The 19,167-nt window shown below is 72.8% G+C and carries 15 protein-coding genes; 4 read left to right on the forward strand and 11 right to left on the reverse strand.

All coding sequences use genetic code 11. The features are described from left to right. Positions 1-106 precede the first annotated feature (106 nt). Positions 107-943: a DUF1206 domain-containing protein gene (locus ACIRPU_RS08620; protein WP_403863432.1), complete on the forward strand. Its 837-nt coding sequence runs from the start codon at positions 107-109 to the stop codon at positions 941-943. 28 nt (positions 944-971) lie between these two features. After that, entirely contained in the window at positions 972-1,403 is a 432-nt protein-coding gene (locus ACIRPU_RS08625) for a hypothetical protein (RefSeq protein ID WP_355706891.1), read from the forward strand. Between the two features lie 18 nt (positions 1,404-1,421). On the opposite strand, the gene ACIRPU_RS08630 is transcribed toward ACIRPU_RS08625, so the two are convergent. Then, on the reverse strand, positions 1,422-3,668 hold the full coding sequence (locus ACIRPU_RS08630) for an FUSC family protein (protein ID WP_403863435.1): 2,247 nt from the start codon (positions 3,666-3,668) through the stop codon (positions 1,422-1,424). A 29-nt stretch (positions 3,669-3,697) separates the two neighbouring features. Beyond that, positions 3,698-5,074, reverse strand: coding sequence for an NAD(P)/FAD-dependent oxidoreductase (locus ACIRPU_RS08635; RefSeq protein WP_403863438.1), 1,377 nt, complete (start codon positions 5,072-5,074; stop codon positions 3,698-3,700). A gap of 234 nt (positions 5,075-5,308) precedes the next feature. Here ACIRPU_RS08635 and ACIRPU_RS08640 point away from each other — a divergent pair, with 234 nt between their 5' ends. Beyond that, on the forward strand, positions 5,309-5,800 hold the full coding sequence (locus ACIRPU_RS08640) for a MarR family winged helix-turn-helix transcriptional regulator (protein ID WP_403863441.1): 492 nt from the start codon (positions 5,309-5,311) through the stop codon (positions 5,798-5,800). A gap of 7 nt (positions 5,801-5,807) precedes the next feature. On the opposite strand, the gene ACIRPU_RS08645 is transcribed toward ACIRPU_RS08640, so the two are convergent. The 6 genes from ACIRPU_RS08645 to ACIRPU_RS08670 all read right to left on the reverse strand — a co-directional run bounded on the left by ACIRPU_RS08645 (position 5,808) and on the right by ACIRPU_RS08670 (position 11,704). Next, positions 5,808-7,556: a PP2C family protein-serine/threonine phosphatase gene (locus tag ACIRPU_RS08645; protein WP_403863444.1), complete on the reverse strand. Its 1,749-nt coding sequence runs from the start codon at positions 7,554-7,556 to the stop codon at positions 5,808-5,810. Then, the gene (locus ACIRPU_RS08650; protein WP_403863447.1) at positions 7,553-8,707 is read right to left on the reverse strand and encodes a SpoIIE family protein phosphatase; all 1,155 of its coding nucleotides are present in this window, start codon (positions 8,705-8,707) and stop codon (positions 7,553-7,555) included. Before ACIRPU_RS08650 ends, ACIRPU_RS08645 begins: the two co-directional genes overlap by 4 nt. After that, positions 8,704-9,150, reverse strand: coding sequence for an anti-sigma regulatory factor (locus ACIRPU_RS08655; RefSeq protein ID WP_403863450.1), 447 nt, complete (start codon positions 9,148-9,150; stop codon positions 8,704-8,706). The genes ACIRPU_RS08650 and ACIRPU_RS08655 overlap by 4 nt, the downstream gene beginning before the upstream one ends. Further along, complete coding sequence (locus ACIRPU_RS08660) at positions 9,147-9,554, reverse strand: STAS domain-containing protein (RefSeq protein WP_403863453.1); 408 nt, start codon at positions 9,552-9,554, stop codon at positions 9,147-9,149. The genes ACIRPU_RS08655 and ACIRPU_RS08660 overlap by 4 nt, the downstream gene beginning before the upstream one ends. Beyond that, positions 9,551-10,450 carry an STAS domain-containing protein gene (locus ACIRPU_RS08665; RefSeq protein WP_403863456.1) on the reverse strand — a complete coding sequence of 300 codons (900 nt, stop codon included), beginning with the start codon at positions 10,448-10,450 and terminating at the stop codon, positions 9,551-9,553. Before ACIRPU_RS08665 ends, ACIRPU_RS08660 begins: the two co-directional genes overlap by 4 nt. A gap of 75 nt (positions 10,451-10,525) precedes the next feature. Then, complete coding sequence (locus tag ACIRPU_RS08670; RefSeq protein ID WP_403863459.1) at positions 10,526-11,704, reverse strand: PP2C family protein-serine/threonine phosphatase; 1,179 nt, start codon at positions 11,702-11,704, stop codon at positions 10,526-10,528. 96 nt (positions 11,705-11,800) lie between these two features. Between ACIRPU_RS08670 and ACIRPU_RS08675 the strand changes: the two genes are divergently transcribed. Further along, the gene (locus ACIRPU_RS08675) at positions 11,801-12,283 is read left to right on the forward strand and encodes a MarR family winged helix-turn-helix transcriptional regulator (RefSeq protein ID WP_403863622.1); all 483 of its coding nucleotides are present in this window, start codon (positions 11,801-11,803) and stop codon (positions 12,281-12,283) included. A 165-nt stretch (positions 12,284-12,448) separates the two neighbouring features. On the opposite strand, the gene ACIRPU_RS08680 is transcribed toward ACIRPU_RS08675, so the two are convergent. The 3 genes from ACIRPU_RS08680 to ACIRPU_RS08690 form a co-directional block, all read right to left on the reverse strand. Next, a complete protein-coding gene (locus ACIRPU_RS08680) occupies positions 12,449-12,838 on the reverse strand; it encodes an STAS domain-containing protein (RefSeq protein ID WP_384112117.1) in 390 nt (129 codons plus the stop codon). A gap of 222 nt (positions 12,839-13,060) precedes the next feature. Next, a complete protein-coding gene (locus ACIRPU_RS08685; RefSeq protein ID WP_403863462.1) occupies positions 13,061-15,511 on the reverse strand; it encodes a SpoIIE family protein phosphatase in 2,451 nt (816 codons plus the stop codon). Positions 15,512-15,569: 58 nt separating this feature from the next. After that, positions 15,570-19,167: HAMP domain-containing protein (locus ACIRPU_RS08690; protein ID WP_403863465.1), on the reverse strand; the 3,598-nt coding region annotated here is incomplete at its 5' end.

Genomic DNA, 19,167 nt, shown 5'->3' on the forward strand with positions numbered 1-19,167 from the left:
GGGCACGGTTGTGTACGTGCACGGTCCAGGAGCGCCGGACGTGTGCACGACGAGAGCCGGGGCATGCGGATCCCGCAGGAATCGGGGAGACATAGGGGAGGTCGGCATGGACACGAGTGCTCTGGCGCGCGACGGCGGGGTCGAGGTGAAGCGGGCGGCACGGGGCTCCGTGACGAAGGGTGCCGCCAAGGCGGGGTTCGCCGCGCGAGGCGTGATCTATCTGCTGGTCGGATTGCTGGCGCTGCAGATCGCCTTCGGACACGGCGGCCAGCAGGCCGACCGCCAGGGAGCCCTGGCAGAGATCGCGGAGAAGCCCTTCGGCGCCGTGCTGCTGTGGGCACTGGGCGTCGGACTGGTCGGCATGGCGCTGTGGCGGCTCTCCGAGGCCGTCTTCGGCGCTGTCGGCACCGATGGACGCAGCGCCAAGAAGCGGCTGCTCGCGCTCGGCCGGTGCGCCTTCTACTCCTTCGTCGCCTACTCCGTGCTGGCCTTCGCCGCCGGATCGGGCAGCGGAGGCGGCTCCGGTGACGAGCAGTCCCGGGACGTCACCGCCCGTGTGCTCGGACTGCCCGCGGGGCAGTGGATCGTCGGCGCGGCGGGCGTGGGGATCGTCGTCGCGGGAGTGTGGGTCGGCGCCCGTGCCGTCATGCGGTCCTACCGGAAGAAGCTGCGACTCGGGGAGATGTCCCCGCGCATGCGGCGACTGGTGGACGTCACCGGGGTGGGCGGTGGCGCCGCCCGCGGCGTGGTGTTCGCCGCCGCGGGAGCCTTCGCCGTACGGGCCGCCGTCGAGTACCGGCCGAACGAGGCCAAGGGTCTGGACGACACACTGCGCTCGTTCGCCGGCACACCCGCGGGGCCGGGCCTGCTGGCCTGCGTCGCCGCCGGACTCGTGCTCTTCGGACTGTTCTCGTTCGCCATGGCCCGCTGGCGCAAGGTCTGACGTCCGGATGCGTGGGAACACGGACCAGATGAACGAATCAGAGTTCCCGCGCGATGGACGGCCCGTGGACATGTACCTCGACCTTCTGCGCGTCCGCATGGACAGCGAGGACTACCAGCTGCTGCTGAAGGTCGTCGCACCCGCGCTGCGCGCTCTCGAGGAACAACCGCCCGAGAGTCTCGACTTCGCCCTCGACCCCCAGGAAACCCAGCAATTGCCCCAGGAGATCCGCGACGAGGCCGCCCTGGTCATCGCCACTGCGGTCACCGGCCGACTGGACAACCAGCTGGTGGAGATAGACGTCGACGGAACCGGCCCGGTCCGGGTGGTCACCGACGCGGGCACCGCGTCCGACCCCGACCGACTCGCCGAGATCGCCGGCTGCATCCGGCAGCGCCACCAGGACACCGAGGCGCTGCGGGGCATCGCGGCGGCGAGCGGCATGTCCACGGACTTCTGACCGTGGGCGCGACCGCCGTCACTTCGGCGGCGCCACCGGCACGCCGAGCGGCCGGGCCAGGCCGACCACCGCTTCGTCGAGGCGCTGAAGGTGCCGCAGCACGCGGTCGGTCACCCGGCCGTAGCGCGGTGTCCCCGGCCCGCCGGGCATCAGCAGCGAGGCGATGCTCGGCCCGGTCAGCACCTCGGCGGTGCTCCGCTCGCCCGCCACGCGCGCGGAGATCGCCCCGATGTTGTGCCGCAGGCGCTGCCCGGCGCGGCGCAGCCCCGGGTCCGCCACGATCGAGTGCTGCGTCGGCAGCAGCTCGGCCATGGCCGCCAGGGTCCGCGCGTGGTACGCGCAGGTCTCCAGCAGTGCCACGACGTACCGGGCCGTGTCCCGGCGGGTCCGCAACGGCGTGACCGGGTGAGTCAGGGGCTGCGTGGCCGCCCGCAGATCGGCCAGCGCCTGGTCCAGATCACGGGCCCGGTCCAACAGCTCGGCCGGGGGACCGCCGCTCAGCTGCTCCACGGCCGCCTCGGTGACGTCCGTCAGCCGGTCCAGCACGGTCGTCAGCAGCTCGTTCGTACGCCGGTCCGTGTGCACCGGCAGCACCAGCGCCGCCGCGACGATTCCGCAGGCCGCCCCCAGCGCCGTCTCCTCCACCCGCAGCACCAGCACCGACATGCTGTAGGTGTGCAGCAGCGTGTACAGCACACCCAGCGCGGCCGTCACGAAGAACGACATCAGCGTGTACGACAGCGGCGCCGTGTAGAACATCGCGAACACGCACAGCAGCACCACCGCGAACGCCGTCCACGTGTGGTGCCCGACGAGCCCCGCCAGCAGGATGCCGGCGACCACCCCGAGCACGGTGCCCAGCAGTCGCCGGTAGCCCTTGACCAGGATCTCCCCGGTGGAGGCGGTGTTGATGAACACGATCCAGCAGGTCAGCACCGCCCAGTACCAGCGGTGCGAGGAGAGCAGCTCGCCGCCGACGATGGCCAGCGACGACCCGACGGCGACCTGGACGGCGGCCCGGGTGGTCGGCCGCCGCAGCCCCGTCTCCTTGCCGGCCGCGGCGGAGTCCTCGTCGTCCTCGCCCCCGCCGATCGCGGCGTCCTCCGCGTCCAGTTCCTCGCGGGAGCGCGCCGTCTCGGGGCTGTCCTCGGACTCGTCCTGCGGCCCGTCCAGCGCGATCCGCAGCCCCAGCACCGCGCGCGCCGCCTCACCGACGCCCCGGAAGACGTCCTGGACGGCGGGCGACGCCTTCGGCAGGTTCTCCTCGTCCCGGTAGCCGAGCAGCCGGTTGCGGACGTGGGCCGTGGCCGCGCCCTCCGCGACGGGAATCCGGACCAGCAGCCGCAAGGCCCCCAGATCACGGCGCAGGGCGCCGAGGGCCTCGTCCCGGACGGGGAGATGGCCGCCCTCCGGCAGGGGCGCGCCCGGCAGGTGCAGGGTCATGGTGTCGGCCCGTTCGGCGCTGCGGGCGGTCAGCAGGAGCAGGCCGAGCCGCTCGGCGGCGATCTCGGCGTCGGCGATCCGGCGCTGCACCAGCCGGGCCGTGGCCTCGTCCGGCGTGCCCTCCTCCAGCCGGCCCTGGATCAGCATCGCCGTCTCGTGCAGCCGGGCGGTGCCCTCGCGTACCTGGGCCACCGCCTTCTCGATGTCGTCCGGACCGGCGTCGAGCAGATCGAGCTGGGCGGCCAGCAACTGCGCGAGCCGCGCCCGGAAGGCCTCGCGCAGCCGCTGGAGGATGCCGGTCGGCGTCTGCGGCACCAGCACGAAGCGCGCCACCGCACTGCACGCGAAGGCGACGGCCAGCACCCCGTAGAACCCCGGCAGGCTCGATCCGGTGACCCCGACGAACAGTGACAGGAAGTAGACCTGGAAGCCGACGAGCCCGAGCGCCGTGCCCCGGTCGCCGAACCGGCGGCTGTAGACGGCGCAGAAGATCAGGGCCACGAAGAACAGGTCACCGGCCATCGTCCGGGAGCTGAGCAGCGTCGCCAGCGACATCGAGGCGAACGCCACCGGCAGGCCCAGCGCCAGCGTGACGGCCTGCCGGTCGCGCTGCTTCTCCCGGATCGCGAACGTGGCGACCATCGCGGCGATGGCTCCCGCCACCAGGTGCGAGACGTCCGCGCCCAGCAGCGAGAGCACGGCCAGCGTGAGGGCGATCGCACCGACCGTCCGCAGCCCGGCCGCCAGCCGCAGCAGCCCGGGGTCGGACGCCGCGATCCGATCCCGCCACCGTGCACCGAACGATCGTGCCGCCGCCCTCACGCCGCCGTACTCTCTCCCGCCGTCCGACCTCAGGCGTTCTCCGGTCCGGGCCCCTCGATCTGTGCCCGCACCTGCTCGGGCGTCAGATAGCTGTCCGTGTACTCGAAGTCCTTCAGCTTCGCCGCCCGGCGTGCCTGGAATCCGGTGCGCACGAAATCGTCGCCCGCGATCGCGTTGAGCGTCCAGTTCGTCAGCACCCTCGCCTTGGCCACCCCCGTGCGCAGCGCCGACCAGTGGTAGCCGCGGGCCACCGCCTGCGCGGGCAGCCCCCGCAGCTCGATGCCGAGCGGCTTGGAGACGGCGTCGGTGCCGCCGAGGTCGACGACCAGGCCGAGGTCCTTGTGGACGTACGGCCGCATCGCCCGGCCCCGCAGCGTCGCGATCACGTTGTCGGCGACGACCTTGCCCTGCCGCATCGCGTGCTGCGCCGTCGGCGGGCAGATCGCGCCCTGCTCGCCCTTCGCCTCGTCGGGGACGGCGGCGGCGTCCCCGAGCGCGAACACCCCGTCGTTCCCGGGCAGGTTCATCTCCGCGGTGACGGCGAGCCGCCCGCGGACCGTCTCCGCGCCGAGCGTCGCGATCAGCGGGCTCGCCACCACCCCCGCCGTCCAGATCAGGGTCCGGGTCGGGATCACCCGCCCGTCGGTGAAGGTGACCTCCTCCGGGCCCGCCTTGGCGATGGACACGCCCAGTGAGATGTCGATGCCCCGTTTGCGCAGCACCTCCTGGGCGCTGCGGCCGAGTTTGTCGCCGAGCTCCGGCATCAGCTTCGGCGCGATGTCGATCAGGTGCCACTTGATCAGGCTCGGGTCCAGGTTCGGATAGCGCTTGACCGCGTTGTGGGTGAGGAGCTGGAGGCAGGCGGCGGTCTCGGTGCCGGCATAGCCGCCTCCGACGACCACGAACTGGAGCCGTGAGGTCCGCTCGGCCGGGTCGCGGCTGGCGTCGGCGATGTCGAGCTGGCTGATGACGTGGTCGCGGATGTACGCGGCCTCGGCGAGGGTCTTCATCCCGAAGGCGTGCTCGGTCAGCCCCGGGATGTCGAACGTGCGGGTCACGCTGCCGGGAGCGAGCACGATGTAGTCGTAGGGCTCGTTGACGATCTCGTCGGTGATGGTCCGGATGACGCAGACCTTCGCCTTGAGGTCCACGCCGATGGCGCCGCCCGGAATGATCCGGGTGCGGTACTTCTTGCTGCGGCGCAGCGAAACGGCGATCGACTGGGGCGTCAGCACCCCTGAGGCGACCTGTGGCAGCAGCGGCAGATAGAGCTGGTAGGCGAACGGCGTCACCAGGGTGACGTCGGCCTCCGCGGCGGAGAGCGCGCGTTCCAGACGTCGAACGCACCCCACCCCCGCGAAGCCCGCTCCCACCACCAGGATCCTGGGTCGTGTCACGATGTCCATCCCTTTCTGCGGCTCCAGGCGGTCTGCCCCGATGCCCTGCGCGTGCCCCGCCCGCGGGCGTCTCGCACCTCATCGATCCCACCGCGCCCGGACTGGTTCCGCCAGCCGGGCGAGGCATGCAGACGAACGTTTCTCCTGAGGTCACCGTCGTACCCCCGGAAGGGCCTGTGTACGCCCGTTGCCTTCGGGTAGGCCGACGTACATGGCAATCGCGGAGACCGGAGGATAGTGGCGGTGTGGTGCGCGGACGGCGCCGACGACGACCGGTGGGAGAGTCGTCGGACACAGGCCGGGCAACTCGCCGAGGCGGTGGAGAGCCTGGTGGCCTGCTGGCTCACGGCCGCGGAGGAGACCAGACCCCGGCTGCCCGCCCGGCAGCTGCTGGCGCTGCGGACGGTGCGGAGCCGTCCGGAACTCAATCTGACGGCCCTGGCCGAGCAGCTGGGCGTCGGTCTGCCCACGGCGAGCCGTCTCTGCGACCGGCTCGAGGCCGCCGGGCTGCTGGAGCGGACCGTGCAGCCCAGTAACCGGCGCGAGGTGCAGCTCGTGGTGACCGGCTACGGACGACGCCTGCTCACCGACGTCGCCGAGCGCCGCGTACGACGTCTCGCTTCCGTGTTCGAGGCGATGTCCCCGGCCCAGCGCACCGCACTGGAGCTCGGGCTCTTCGGTTTCCACCAGGCGCACACGTCGATCCAGGGGTCCGAGGAGCCGGCGGACGGCTGACCGCTCCTCAGAACCCGGGCCGGGGGCGGCTGTCGGCGTGGCTGTCGGCGGGACTGCCGGCGTGACCGTCCATGTGGCACAGCAGCAGGCAGACGTCGTCGTCCCGCTCGGAGTCGCTCAGCATCGGGTCCAGGATGCGGTCCGCCGAACCGTCCAGGTCCGCGTCCAGCTCCTCGGCACGGCACGCGCCGAGCGCCGCCGCCAGCCGCTCGATGCCCGGGTCTATCCCCTGGGCCCGCCGCTCGACCAGCCCGTCGGTGTAGAGCGCCAGCGTGGACCCCGGCTCCAGCGGCACCGTGTGGTCGGCGATCTCCTGGTCCAGCGGGATGCCGAGCATCGCCCCCGGCTTGGCGTCCAGGGTGCGCACCCGGCCGTCGGGCCCACGCAGCACGGGCGGCGGATGACCCGCCGCCGCCCACGTCAGCACCGGCTCGCCCGGGTGGAAGCGGGCGATCACGGCGGTCGCGTACAGGTCGGGCTGGAGATGGTGCAGGAAGAGGTGCAGCCGGGTCAGCAGCTCGCCCGGACTGCCGCCGTCCACCGCGTAGGCGCGCAGCGCGGTGCGCAACTGGCTCATCATCACCGCCGCGTGCAGCCCGTGCCCCGTCACATCCCCGATGACGGTGATCAGACTGCCGTCGGGCTGCCGGAACGCGTCGTACCAGTCGCCGCCGATGTTCAGCCCGTACGTCGCCGGCAGATAGCGCGCCGCCAGCCGCAGGCCGGGGGTGGTCGGCAGGTCGGTGAGCAGGGCGCGCTGAAGGGTCTCCGCGATGTCCCGGTTGTGCTCGAAACGGCGGGCGTTGTCGAGCGCGCCGCCGGCCCGCCGGGTGAGTTCGACGAGCATGACGGCGTCGTCCGGGTTCCAACGCTCGCCGGGCGGGGTCAGCGTGACGACGCCCAGGGGCGCGCCGCGGGTCGGCAGCGGCACGCACAGCAGGGGCCTGCCGGGATGCAGCGCCGACGGCGGCTGGTCGTCCACCCCGGGCAGGCCCCCGGGGTGAGCCGCCGCGTACTGCGGCCGTCCGGTGCGGGCCGCGATCACGGCGGCCGCCGGACGCGGGCGGGACGGCGCCCGCTCCTCCTCGGCGTCGTCGAAGAGCCAGACGTCGGCCGTGCGGGCGTACTCGGGCACCAGCAGCTCGGGCAGCAGGCGCACGATCTCCTCGTGGTTCAGGGACGCCGTCAGCGTGGCGCTGGCGTCGGCGAGGAACGTCAGCCTGCGCCGGGCGTCCTCCGCCTCCCGGCGCGCCGCGCGTTCGGCCGCGAACGCCTCCCGCTGCGCGCGTCCGGCGGCGTCCAGCTCGGCGTGCAGCGCCAGCACGCCCTGGTTGGTCTGGTGCAGCTCCTCCCGGTGGAAGGCGACGAGCTCCTCCTGCTCGGCCAGGCGCTCGAGCACCAGGGCGGTGTCCTCGTCGGCGCCGAGCAGGGCCTCCGAGAGGGCGGTCGGATCACCCGCCACGGCGTCGGGAACGGGGCCGGCGGCAGGCTCCGGGCAGGGCGCCGTGACGCACCACGGCCGTTCGCCGTCGGCGGGGGTGGGGGAGACGTCGATCCGCAGCGAGCCCCGGGCCACTGTCAGGACGAACTGCCAGGTGCCGCCCTTGGTCAGACACCGGCGCAGCCGGGCGCTGAGGGCGGCGCCCAGCCTGGTGCGTTCCAGCGGCGGCACACCGTACGCGGCGGCCACTCGCGCGGTGGTGATCCGCGCGCGGGCCGCGTCGGTGACGGTGCTGATCGGCCAGGTCTGGTTCATGGGCCATCCGGCGGCGTCGGGGACAGGACGGCCACGGCGGTGTCGTCACGCACCGGGCGGGCGGAGCTGCCGGCGTCGCGGACCGTGGCGGCGGCGGTGACGGCGGGGTCGCAGGACAGCAGACGGGGGTCGACGGGCGGCGCCCAGCGGCTGGGCAGCCCGTCGCTGTGCAGCACGAGCAGACGGTCCTCGGCCCAGGCCGCCTCGGTCTCGGGCAGGGTCGTGGGCCGGTGTGCGCCGACTATGCCGGGCCGGGACAGCAGATGGCGCCAGGAGTCGCCCTCGCGCAGTCGCGCCCCCACGTTGCCGACGCCGGCGAACAGCAGCCGCCCGGTTCGCAGGTCGAGCTGGGCCACCGCGACCGCGGCGCCCCTGGTGCCGCGCAGCGCGGCGTCGAGCAGGCGCAGCAGTTCGGCCGGTGGCAGGTGGGGCGAGCGCCGTACCTCGTGGACCGCCGTGGTCGAGGCGCGGGCGGCCTCGGGGCCGTGGCCCAGCCCGTCGGCCAGCATCAGGGTCAGCCGGTCGCGGTCGCGGACGCAGGTCCAGGCGTCCCCGGAGCACGCGGCGCCCCGGAAGGGGATGTTGACGCCACCCACCCGCACGGAGAGGGGCGCGGACGCGGGGGAGACGTCGCCCGGCGTGGCGGCCCCGGCCTGGCCGGGGGCCTGCTCGGGAGCCTGACCGGGGGCCTGCTCGGCGGCCTGGCCGGGCGTCGGCTCGCGGCGGCCGCGGGTTCTGGCCGGGCCGCCGATCCGGGCCAGTGCGACCGTTCCGCGGCCCGGCACACTGTGCAGGTCGAAGTCGTCGGCGAGCCGTCGGCAGGTGCCCAGGCCGGCGCCCAGCGAGCCCGCCGTGGAGAACCCGTCGCCCAGCGCGGCGGGGACGTCGGACATGCCCGGCCCGTGGTCGACGGCGGCGATCTGCACGAGGAGGTCCCCCGCCCGGCCGCTCGGCGGGGCGACCGCCTCCACGAGGAGCTGTCCGCCGCGCGCGTGCTTGAGCAGGTTCGTCGCCAGCTCGGTCGCCACGAGGGCGGCGTCGGCGGCGCGCGACCGGTCCAGGCCCGCCAGCGCCGCCGCGCTCTCCGCGGCCACCCGCGCGTCGCGCACCCGCGTCGAGTCGTGCACCGGGACGTCCCACACCCGCGTCATCGTCGCTCCTCACGTTGCCGCGGCGAGCGGACCACCCAGGAGGTCACCGTGACCGTGGTGCCGACCCCGGGCGTGCTGTCGAGGGAGAACTCCTGCACCAGACGGCGCGCCCCGCCCAGGCCGAGACCCAGCCCGCCGCCGGACGTGTAGCCGTCGCTCAGCGCCCGCTCCGGGTCGGCGATGCCCGGTCCCTGGTCCGAGAACGTCAGCCGCAGCCCCTGCGCCCGCCCGTCGGACAGGTGCGCCGCCGCCATCTCGCCGCCGCCGCCGTACACCAGGGTGTTGCGGGCCAGTTCGCTGGCCGCGGTGACCAGCTTCGTCTGGTCCACCAGGCCGAAGCCGAGCGCCGCGGCCGCCTGGCGCACATGCTGCCGCACCCACACCAGGTCCCGGTCCGAGCGGATCGGCAGGCGGGCGTCGACGCCCGCGACCGTCCCGCTCACCGAGGCTCCCGGCGCGGGCCGCCCGGAGCCGCCGCGGCGAGCAGATCGAGAGCCGCCTCGGTGCTGAGCGCGGTCCGCAGCCCGGGCAGCGAGAGCCCCAGCTCCACCAGCGTGATCGCCACGGCGGGGCGCATGCCGGCCACCACGGTCTGCGCGGCCAGCAGTCGGGAGCTCGCCGCGATCTCGGCCAGGACCCGCCCCAGGAAGGAGTCGACGATCTCCACCCCGGAGATGTCGATGACCACGCCGGTCACCCGGCTGCGGACGATCTGCTCGGCGATGTCCTGCTGGAGCTGCTCGGCCGTACCGTCGTGCAGGTCGCCCTGGAGGGTGATCAGCAGGACGTCGCCGAGCCGGAGCACCGGCACGTGGGCCGTGTCCGAGAGGGAGAGGTCGTGGTTCACCGGGGACCCGCACCGCCGGGCGTCGCGAGCACGATGTCGGCGCCCAGCCGGTGCAGGGCGTACCCCAGGGCGTCGGCGAGGCTCGAGCGGGTCACGACGGTGCCCAGGTCCAGGCCGAGGTGCACGATGGTCTGCGCGATGGCGGGCCGGATGCCGGAGACGACGCACTCCGCGCCCATCAGCCGGACGGCCGCGACGGTCTTCATCAGGTGCTGCGCCACCAGCGAGTCGACCATCGGCACCCCGGTGATGTCCAGGATCGCGAAGCGGGCCTGCTGGTCGACGACCGACGTCAGCAGCGTCTCCATGACCACCTGGCTGCGGGCGCTGTCGAGCGTGCCGATGAGCGGCACGGCGACGATGCCGTCCCACAGCCGGATGACGGGTGTGGCGGCCTCCAGCAGCTCCACCTGTTGCCGGTCGATGAGGGCCTGGCCCTCGCTCAGCGAGGTCTCCAGGACCACCAGCCGCAGCGTGCCCATGAGCACGGTCAGCAGCGTGGCGCATTCCCGCAGGTGCGCGGGCGACGCGTCCGGCAGGTCGGCGACCAGCAGGTCCACGGCGGGGGTGCGCAGACCGTCCACCTCGGTGGACACCTGGCCGGAGGTGAGCCCGAAGCGGACCCGGGACGCCGCCATCCTGGCCAGCTGCTCGCGGATCACGGTGAATCCGGCCGCGTCCGTGTCCGCCACCCGGCCGGTGTCGGCGACCTGGGCGAGCGCGTCGGCGACGACCCGGCCCGCCTCCACGGCCTCGTCCCGCGAGACGGTGAACACCGTGCGGAACAGGGGTTCGTCGGCCCAGCGCTGGGCGATCTGCTCACGGCGGCGGTGCAGGAACTTCCCGACGTCGCTCGCCGGTGTGCTCTGCTCTGCGGCCGTTTCGTGCTCCGGCACGTGATTCTCTCCTAGTCCTGGTCGGCTTCTGTGTCGCCACCGCGAGCCCGCCGGAGGCGGTCGGTGGGCGGCGGGCTACGGTGCGGGGCGTTTCCCGAACCAGTCGACGCACACGACCAGCGCGTCGTCGTCCGGCTCGGGCCTTCCCCGGTGCCCGGTCAGCCCGCGCAGCACCGCGGCCGGGACGTCCGCCGCCGGCAGCAGGGAGGCGTTGCCGACCGCCCGCGCGAGGGCCTTCTCTCCGTACGTCTCGCCGCTCGGCGCCGCGACCCCGTGGACGCCGTCGCTGACGAAGATCAGCCGGTCGCCGGGGAGCAGGGTGAGCTCCTGGGCGACGTAGTCGGTCTCCTCGAACATGCCCAGCGGCAGCTGCGCGTCGAGGTCCACGAGGGACAGGACCCGGTCGCGCAGGAGCAGCAGCCGCGGTGAACCCGCGTCGACGACCCGCATCCGTCCCGTGGACAGCTCGATGTCCACCAGCAGGACCGACAGATGCGCCTCGCCCCGGTAGTGGGCGTAGAGCGCCTGGTCGGCCAGGGCCGCCTGGTCCTCGATCGGGATGCCGGCGCGGCGCGCGTTGCGCAGCGCGTTGATGCCGAGGCTGGTCAGCAGGGAGGCCTCGATGCCCTCGCCCATCCCGTTGGTGACGTAGACCAGCAGACGGTCGGCGGACGCCTCCCAGTCGAAGTTGTCGCCGAAGATGGCATAGGCGGGCTCGAGTTGGGCACCCAGGGCGTACTCCTCCCGGGCACACGAGCGGGCCGGGAGCAACTGCCACTGCATCTCCGCCGCCAGCGTCAGCCGCTCCTTGCGGCGGGCCCGCGCGTACAGGTCGGTGTCGCGTTCGGCGACGACCACCTCGTGCCCCAGGAGCTCCGCCAGCTCGGTGAGCTCGGCGAGGGACTCCAGGGTGCTCGCGGGCAGCGTCAGGGACAGCACGCCCAGCCGGTCGCCGCGCACGGTCACGGGCAGATGCGCCCGCACCCGGCCGTCGGCCGGCTCCTCGACGTACGGCTGCTGCGACCCGAAGGCCCGTCCGGGCGCGCTGCCCTGCACGGGCGCCGACCTCGTGCCGCTCGGCGCGGGCGGCACGGGCAGCAACACCGTCAGCCCGTAGTCGGCCAGCCGCAGTTCCACGGCCTCCGCCGTGTACTGGGCGCGCAGCACCTGACTCAGGGCGTCCGGCAGCTGGTGCGGAGCCGCGGAGCGCAGGGCGCGTCCGGCGGCGACGAGTCTGTTCCCGCGGTCGGTCACTGCGTTCTCCAGGGAGGTGTGGCGTCGAGCCCGTGGCGTTCCCGGTGGTGGGGGTGGGCTGACAGCCGTCGAGAAGCCTGCGAGAGTGTGACCGTGATGTCCCCCTCCTCGCGTCCGCAGCCGCTCCAGGTGGCGCGTGTGACCTCAGAGGCGGCGGAGTTGCTGGAAGTCCTCTGGGGCCGTGCCTCGACGGCGCCGGTCTCCGCCTCCCAGTTGCGCGTGCTGTTCATCCTGGAACACCACGAAGGCATCAACCTGCGTACCCTCGCCGAGTTCCTCGGGTCCACCCCGCCGTCCACCAGTCGCCTGTGCGACCGGCTGCAGGCGGTGGGCTTCGTCGAGCGCAAGATCGCCGCCGAGAGCCGCCGGGAGCTGGAGCTCTTCCTGAGCCGTCGCGGGAGTGCCTTCCTCGCCGACCTCAGGTCACGCCGTGAGGCCGCGCTGGAAGGCGTCCTGGAGCAGATGTCCGCCGCGCAGCGCGCCGCGCTGCTCAGAGGGCTGGAGGCGTTCTGTTCGGCCGCGGCCGAACAGATCCACGACTCCGGCGTCACTGACGTCACCGACGCCCGTTCCGCCTGACGGTGTCCCCGGGGGACCGGGTTCGCCCACGGGCACATCCGTCTTCCCTCCCGCATCACAGTCCCGCTCACTCTGTTGCCTTACGTACACAGTTGTCAAATGACAAGTATTGGACGGCAGTCGGCCGTCTCTGTTCGTTCCCCGATGCAGGCGGACGACCTCAGGTCAGCCCTGCGGGCCCTCCGAAAGCTGCTGCCGGTCGACGAGCTCCAGAGCCTCGTCGACCTTCTCCGATATCGGGACCGTGAGGCTGACCCCGGTGAGGTCCAGGACCCGGCGCACGGCCGGCGTGGGAGCGATCACGTGCACGCTCCCCGGCAGGCTCCGGGCCTCCTGGTACACCCGCAGAATGATGTTCATGCCGGACGAGTCCATGAACGGAACCGCCGAGAGGTCCAGGAGGAAGTGCCGCCGGCCGTGATGCAGCTGGTTGGCCAGATGAGCCTGGAGGTCGGTCGCGGTGTCGAGGTCGAGATGACCTTCGACCGTGAGCAGGGCGACGTCCTCACGAGGCAGGGTCACCTCTACGGACAGGGGGTTCTGGGCAATGGACACACGTACCTCCGAAAGCTGACGGTCGGGAGCGTCTACCCCGGTGGGCGACCCCGATGCGTGGCGACGGCGGGCGAAGGCGGGCGGGAGGCCGCACGGGACGATCGTCATGTTCCGTTTGTCCTGCCCTTCCGCCCGCGGATCCCGACCTGGTGTCGCGCACAGGCGGATACCCCCGAACCTCTCCACCATGCACACACACATCAAGACCGTAGGAACGACGGCCTAGCGCAGCCGGATGCCCACGATGCAGGTGTCGTCGTCCGTGTCCGACCTGCTGTAGGTCAGCAGCCGGTCCAGCTGCTTGTCCAGCGTCGGCGCCACCGTGCGCGCCTGCACCAGCAACTGGGCCAGCGACTCCTCCACCGACCGGTCGCGCCGCTCGATCAGGCCGTCGGTGTACATCAGCAGGGTGTCGTCGGCCGCCAGCTGGACCTCCTCCTCCTCGTACACCGTCTCCGGTACGACGCCCAGCAGCATCCCCTTCAGCAGGGGCAGCGGCGCCGCCTCGGCGTCCCGCACCAGCACCGGCGGCAGATGGCCCGCCCTCGCCCAGCGCAGGGTGTGCCGGGCGGGGTCGTACAGGCCGCACAGGGCCGTGGCCGTGATGGAACCCGTCAGATGGTGGGCGACGATGTTGAGCCAGGACAACAGCTGACCGGGCCCCGCCCCGGTCACCGCCAGGCCCCGCAGCGCGTTGCGCAGCACCACCATGCTGGTCGCCGCCTCGATGCCGTGCCCGGCCACGTCGCCCACGCACAGCATCACCAGCCGCGACGGCAGCACGACGGCGTCGTACCAGTCGCCGCCCACCAGCTGCTCCTCCTCGGCCGGCCGGTACCGGACCGCCACCTGGAGCCCGGGGGCCTCCAGGGGCGCTCGGGTGGGCGGCATGATGGCGTGCTGGAGCTGGAGGGCCAGCCGACTGCGCTCGCTGGCGTGCTGTTCGCTCTGCGCGAGCTGGTCGCGGGTGGCGGCGAGCGCCACCTCCGTCCAGTGCTGCGAGGAGATGTCCTGGTACGCGCCGCGCACGGCGACCAGCCGTTCGTCGGTGTCGAGCACCGGCTCGGCGACGATCCGCATGTGCCGGGTCACCCCGTCCGGCCGCTGCAGCCGGAAGGCGGCGGACGCCGGACGACGCCGGTGCAGCAGCGTGCGCAGCAGCCGGCCGACGACGACCGCGTCATCGGGATGGGTGTGCGCCGCCAGGTCCTCCAGCGGCACCGGCGGGCTCGACTCGGGCCGCCCGTACAGGGTGAACAGCTGCCCGTTCCAGGTGGTCTCGCCGGTGAGCAGGTCCTCCTCGAAGCCGCCGATGCGGCCGAGGCGCTGGGCGTTCTGCAACAGGCTGGCCAGGCGCGCCGTCTCGTCCTCGATCCGCCAGATCAGCAGCACACAGCTGCCGTGCCGGCTGATGCTGAGGTCCGCCACCGCGGCCAGCGGCACCTCGCCGACCAGCGCGGTCAGACTCATCCGGCGCGCCCGGAACGGCTCGCCGGTGGCGTGCACGCGCTCGATCCGCTGGAACAGGTCACCGCCTCCGGCGGCCATCGGATAGGCCTCGAGCAGCAGGGCCCCGTTGACCACGGCGCGGGGCCGGCCCGCCGGGTCGAGGAAGCGGTCGTTGACGTGCTGGATGCGGAAGTCCACCAGCTTGCCCGCCGTGTCGACGTGCGGCACCAGGACGAGGGCCGGGTCGTGCAGCCCGTCCGTCAGGTCCATCAGCTCCGACGCGTCCGGCAGCACGAGGGGCTCCCGGTCGGGGCTCCGGACCTGCGCGTACGACTGGAGCGTGTGGGCGCACAGGTCCGCCAGGGCCTCCACCTGGCGCACCACCTGAGGCGGCTGCCGGTCCAGCGGGGTCGGCCAGGCGATCTCCAGGACCCCGTTCACACGTCCGGCGCTGCCGGCGGGCACCGCCGCGCGGCCGCCGTCCGGGAACAGATGGCGGCCGATGGTGGGCAGCCCGGTCAGGGCCAGTGACTCGATCCACTGGGTCGCCCCCTCGGTCAGGCCGCTGCGCGCCACCGTGGCCACGTCCGGCGGCACGTACCGCCAGCGCTCGGCCTCGACGGGGGAGAACCCCGCGCTGCCGGCGAGGGTCAGCGAACCGTCGGAGCCCGCCGCCCAGATCGCCACGGCGACCGCGCCCAGCGGGCCCAGCGCGTGCTGGAGCAGCGAGTCGGCGACGGCCTGGGTGTCGTGGGCCGCCGCCAGCGCCCCGCTCTCGGCGGCCCGCAACCGCACGGCCGTCGACTGCTCCGCGGGATCCTCCCGCCTCCCGACGGCCGCCAGGAAGGCGTCCGTCACCTCGGACACCCGGTCCTTGGCCGCCTGGTTGATGACGTCCACCGCGAACTCCAGCGGACTGAGACCGGACTGCCCGGCCAGCACGGTCAGCTGCTGGGCCGCCTCGCTCGGGCCACAGCCGAGGCGCTCCACCAGGATGCCCTTGGCGAGTTCGACCAGGGCGCGCCCGTCGGCCTCCGCCTGGGCCTCCATGACCTCCCGGCGCAGCCGGTCCACGGTGGCCGCGAGCCGGCCCACGGGTGAGGGCGTGCCGGCGCCCTCCGGCTCCGGCAGGGCCAGGCCCTCCTCGGGTCCGGGATGCTCTCCGGTCGGTGCGGACAGGGCCCGGCCCTCGCCGGGTTTGGTGGGCTGTGCGGGAATGCTCACGGTGTACGGACTCCTAGGCAGGCCGGGACGCCTGGTGGCTCGGGCGGGGCGCACGTCCTCAGACGGTCAGCCAGCGTCGGACGCAGGCCATGAGGTCATGGGTGTCGACGGGCTTGGTGACGTAGTCGCTGGCGCCCGAGTCGAGGCTCTTCTCCCGGTCCCCGGGCATGGCCTTCGCGGTCACCGCGACGATGGGCAGGTCGGCGTACTCGGCCATGCGGCGGATCTCGGCCGTGGCGGTGTACCCGTCCATCTCGGGCATCATCACGTCCATCAGCACCAGCGCGATGTCCGGGTTGTTGCGCAGCGTGTCGATCCCCTCACGGCCGTTCTCCGCGTGCAGGACGCGGATGCCGTGCAGTTCCAGGATCCCGCTGAGCGCGAACAGGTTGCGCGCGTCGTCGTCGACGACCAGGACCGTCCGGCCCACGACGGCGTCGTCCGGCAGGTGCGGCGCCACATGCTGCGGCTCGTCCCCACGGACCAGGGCGAGGACGTCCCCCGGCTGCTCGGCGGACAGATGCAGAGTGATGCGCTCGCGCAGCTCGTCCAGGCTGGACAGGAACTCCATCGGCTTGCCGGCCGCCCGGGACTGGAGGCTCTCCTCCTGGGCGAGGTCCGCGCGGTGCCCGCTGTGCACGAGCACCGGCACCCCCGTCAGCACCGAGTCGTCGTGGAGGGCCTCCAGGAACCGGGACGCCTCCGCGTCGGGCATGCCCAGCTCCAGCACGACGCAGTGGCAGGGCTCGGCGGCCAGCGCGCCCGCGGCCTCGTGCGCCCCGACGGCGGTGACGATGTCGACCGGCGCCGCCGACGTGCCGTCCTCCCGGCCGCGTGCCATGTCGGCCACGACGCTCTCGGCTACCAGGGTCAGCAGACCGCGGGGCCGCTCCTCCACCACCAGCAGCCGACGCGGACGCCGTGCGGCGGTCGGGGTGACCGTGGGCGTGCCGGGGGACCCGATGGGGATCGCCGCGGGCGGCCCGGCGAGGGCGCGCTCCACCGGCCGGCCGCCGTCGACGACCTCCTGGAAGTCACGCCGCGCGACCGGCAGGTAGAGCGTGAAGGTGCTGCCCCGGCCCGGTGTGCTGTCCACGGTGACCGCGCCGCCGAGCAGATGCGCGATCTCCCGGGTGATGGACAGCCCCAGGCCCGTGCCGCCGTACTTGCGGCTCGTCGTGCCGTCCGCCTGCTGGAAGGCGCCGAAAATGGTCTCGAGCTGCTGCTCCGGGATGCCGATGCCGGTGTCCTTCACCCGGAACGCCACCACGGTGCCGCCGCGTACCACGCCGCTGGGCACCTCCTCGTCGGAGGCCGGCTCGATGCGCAGCTCGACACTGCCCTGCTCGGTGAACTTCACCGCGTTGGACAGCAGGTTGCGCAGCACCTGGCGCAGCCGGGAGTCGTCGGTGAGCAGGTCGGCGGGGGCGCCGGTGGCCGTGCTCACCGTGAAGTCGAGGCTCTTCTGCGTCGTCATGGGGCGGAAGGTCGCCTCGACGTACTCGATGAGCTGCCGCAGCGACACCTGCTCCGGCGAGACGTCCATCTTGCCGGCCTCGACCTTCGACAGGTCCAGGATGTCGTTGATCAGCTGGAGCAGGTCCGAGCCCGCCGAGTGGATGATGCCCGCGTACTCGACCTGCTTCGGGGTGAGGTTGCGCGAGGGGTTCTGGGCCAGCAACTGGGCCAGGATGAGGAGGCTGTTGAGCGGGGTGCGCAGTTCGTGGCTCATGTTCGCCAGGAACTCCGACTTGTACTTCGACGCCAGGGACAGCTGCTGCGCCCGTGCCTCCAGTTCCTGCCGGGCCTGCTCGATCTGGAGGTTCTTCGCCTCGATGTCGCGGTTCTGCGCCACCAGCAGGGAGGCCTTCTCCTCCAGTTCGGCGTTGGAGTGCTGGAGTTCCTCCTGCTGGGACTGCAACTCGGCGGACCGGGCCTGGAGTTCGGCGGTCAGCCGCTGGGACTCGTCGAGCAGCTCGTCGGTGCGGGCGTTCGCCACGATGGTGTTGACGTTGACGCCGATGGTCACCCTCAGCTGTTCCAGGAAGTCCCGGTGGATCTGTGTGAACGCGCCGACCGACGCCAGTTCGATCACGCCGAGCACCTGCCCCTCGAACACGATGGGCAGCAGGACCAGGGCGCTGGGCTCCACCTGTCCGAGGCCCGAGGAGATGGTGACGTATCCGGCCGGCAGCTCGTCGACGATGATCGTCCGGCGGCTGCGCGCGGCCTGACCGACCAGCGAGCGGCCGAACGGGATACGGGTGGGACGGTCGTCGTCGGCGGGGTAGCCGTAGGCGCCCACGAGACGCAGCTCGGGGCCATGCTCGCCGTCCTCGGCGAGGTGGAAGGCGCCGAACTGGGCCGAGACCAGCGGCACCAGCTCGTCCATGATCAGCTCGGCGACCACGGGCAGGTCGCGGTGGCCCTGCATGAGGCCGGAGATACGCGCCAGGTTGGTCTTGAGCCAGTCCTGTTCCTGGTTGGCCCGGGTGGTCTCGCGCAGGGACTCCACCATCGAGTTGATGTTGTCCTTGAGCTCGGCGACCTCGCCGGAGGCGACCACGGTGATCGACCGGGTCAGATCGCCCTCCGCGACGGCGCTCGTGACCCCCGCGATCGCGCGCACCTGCCGGGTCAGGTTCCCGGCCAGTTCGTTGACGTTCTCCGTGAGGCGCTTCCAGGTGCCCGAGACACCCTCCACCTCGGCCTGGCCGCCGAGGCGTCCTTCGGTGCCGACCTCGCGGGCGACGCGGGTGACCTCGTCGGCGAAGGCGGACAGCTGGTCGACCATCGTGTTGATGGTCGTCTTGAGTTCGAGGATCTCGCCGCGGGCGTCCACGTCGATCTTCTTGGACAGGTCGCCGCGGGCCACCGCCGTGGTCACCAGCGCGATGTTGCGGACCTGGCCGGTGAGGTTGTTGGCCATCGAGTTGACGTTGTCGGTGAGGTCCTTCCAGGTGCCGGCCACGTTCGGCACCTGCGCCTGGCCGCCGAGCCGTCCCTCGGTGCCGACCTCGCGGGCCACCCGGGTCACCTCGTCGGCGAACGCGGACAGCGTGTCCACCATCGTGTTGATGACGTCCGCCAGCGCGGCGACCTCGCCCTTGGCCTCGACGGTGATCTTCTGCGAGAGGTCGCCGCGGGCCACGGCGGTGGCGACCTGGGCGATGGAGCGCACCTGGCCCGTCAGGTTCGACGCCATGACGTTGACGTTGTCGGTGAGGTCCTTCCAGGTGCCCGACACCCCGCGGACCGTGGCCTGCCCGCCCAGGTTGCCCGCCGTGCCGACCTCGCGGGCGACGCGGGTGACCTCGTCGGCGAAGGCGGAGAGCTGGTCGACCATCGTGTTGATGGTGTTCTTGAGTTCGAGGATCTCGCCGCGGGCGTCGACGGTGATCTTCTGGGAGAGGTCGCCCTTGGCCACCGCGGTCGCCACCTGGGCGACGTTGCGGACCTGGTTGGTGAGGTTTCCGGCCATGAAGTTGACCGAGTCGGTGAGGTCCCGCCAGGTGCCCTTGACCCCCTTGACGTCGGCCTGGCCGCCGAGGCGTCCCTCGGTGCCGACCTCGCGGGCGACGCGGGTGACCTCGTCGGCGAAGGCGGAGAGCTGGTCGACCATCGTGTTGATGGTGTTCTTGAGTTCGAGGATCTCG

The sequence above is a fragment of the Streptomyces sp. NPDC102259 genome, assembly GCF_044766465.1.
GTDB lineage: Bacteria > Actinomycetota > Actinomycetes > Streptomycetales > Streptomycetaceae > Streptomyces.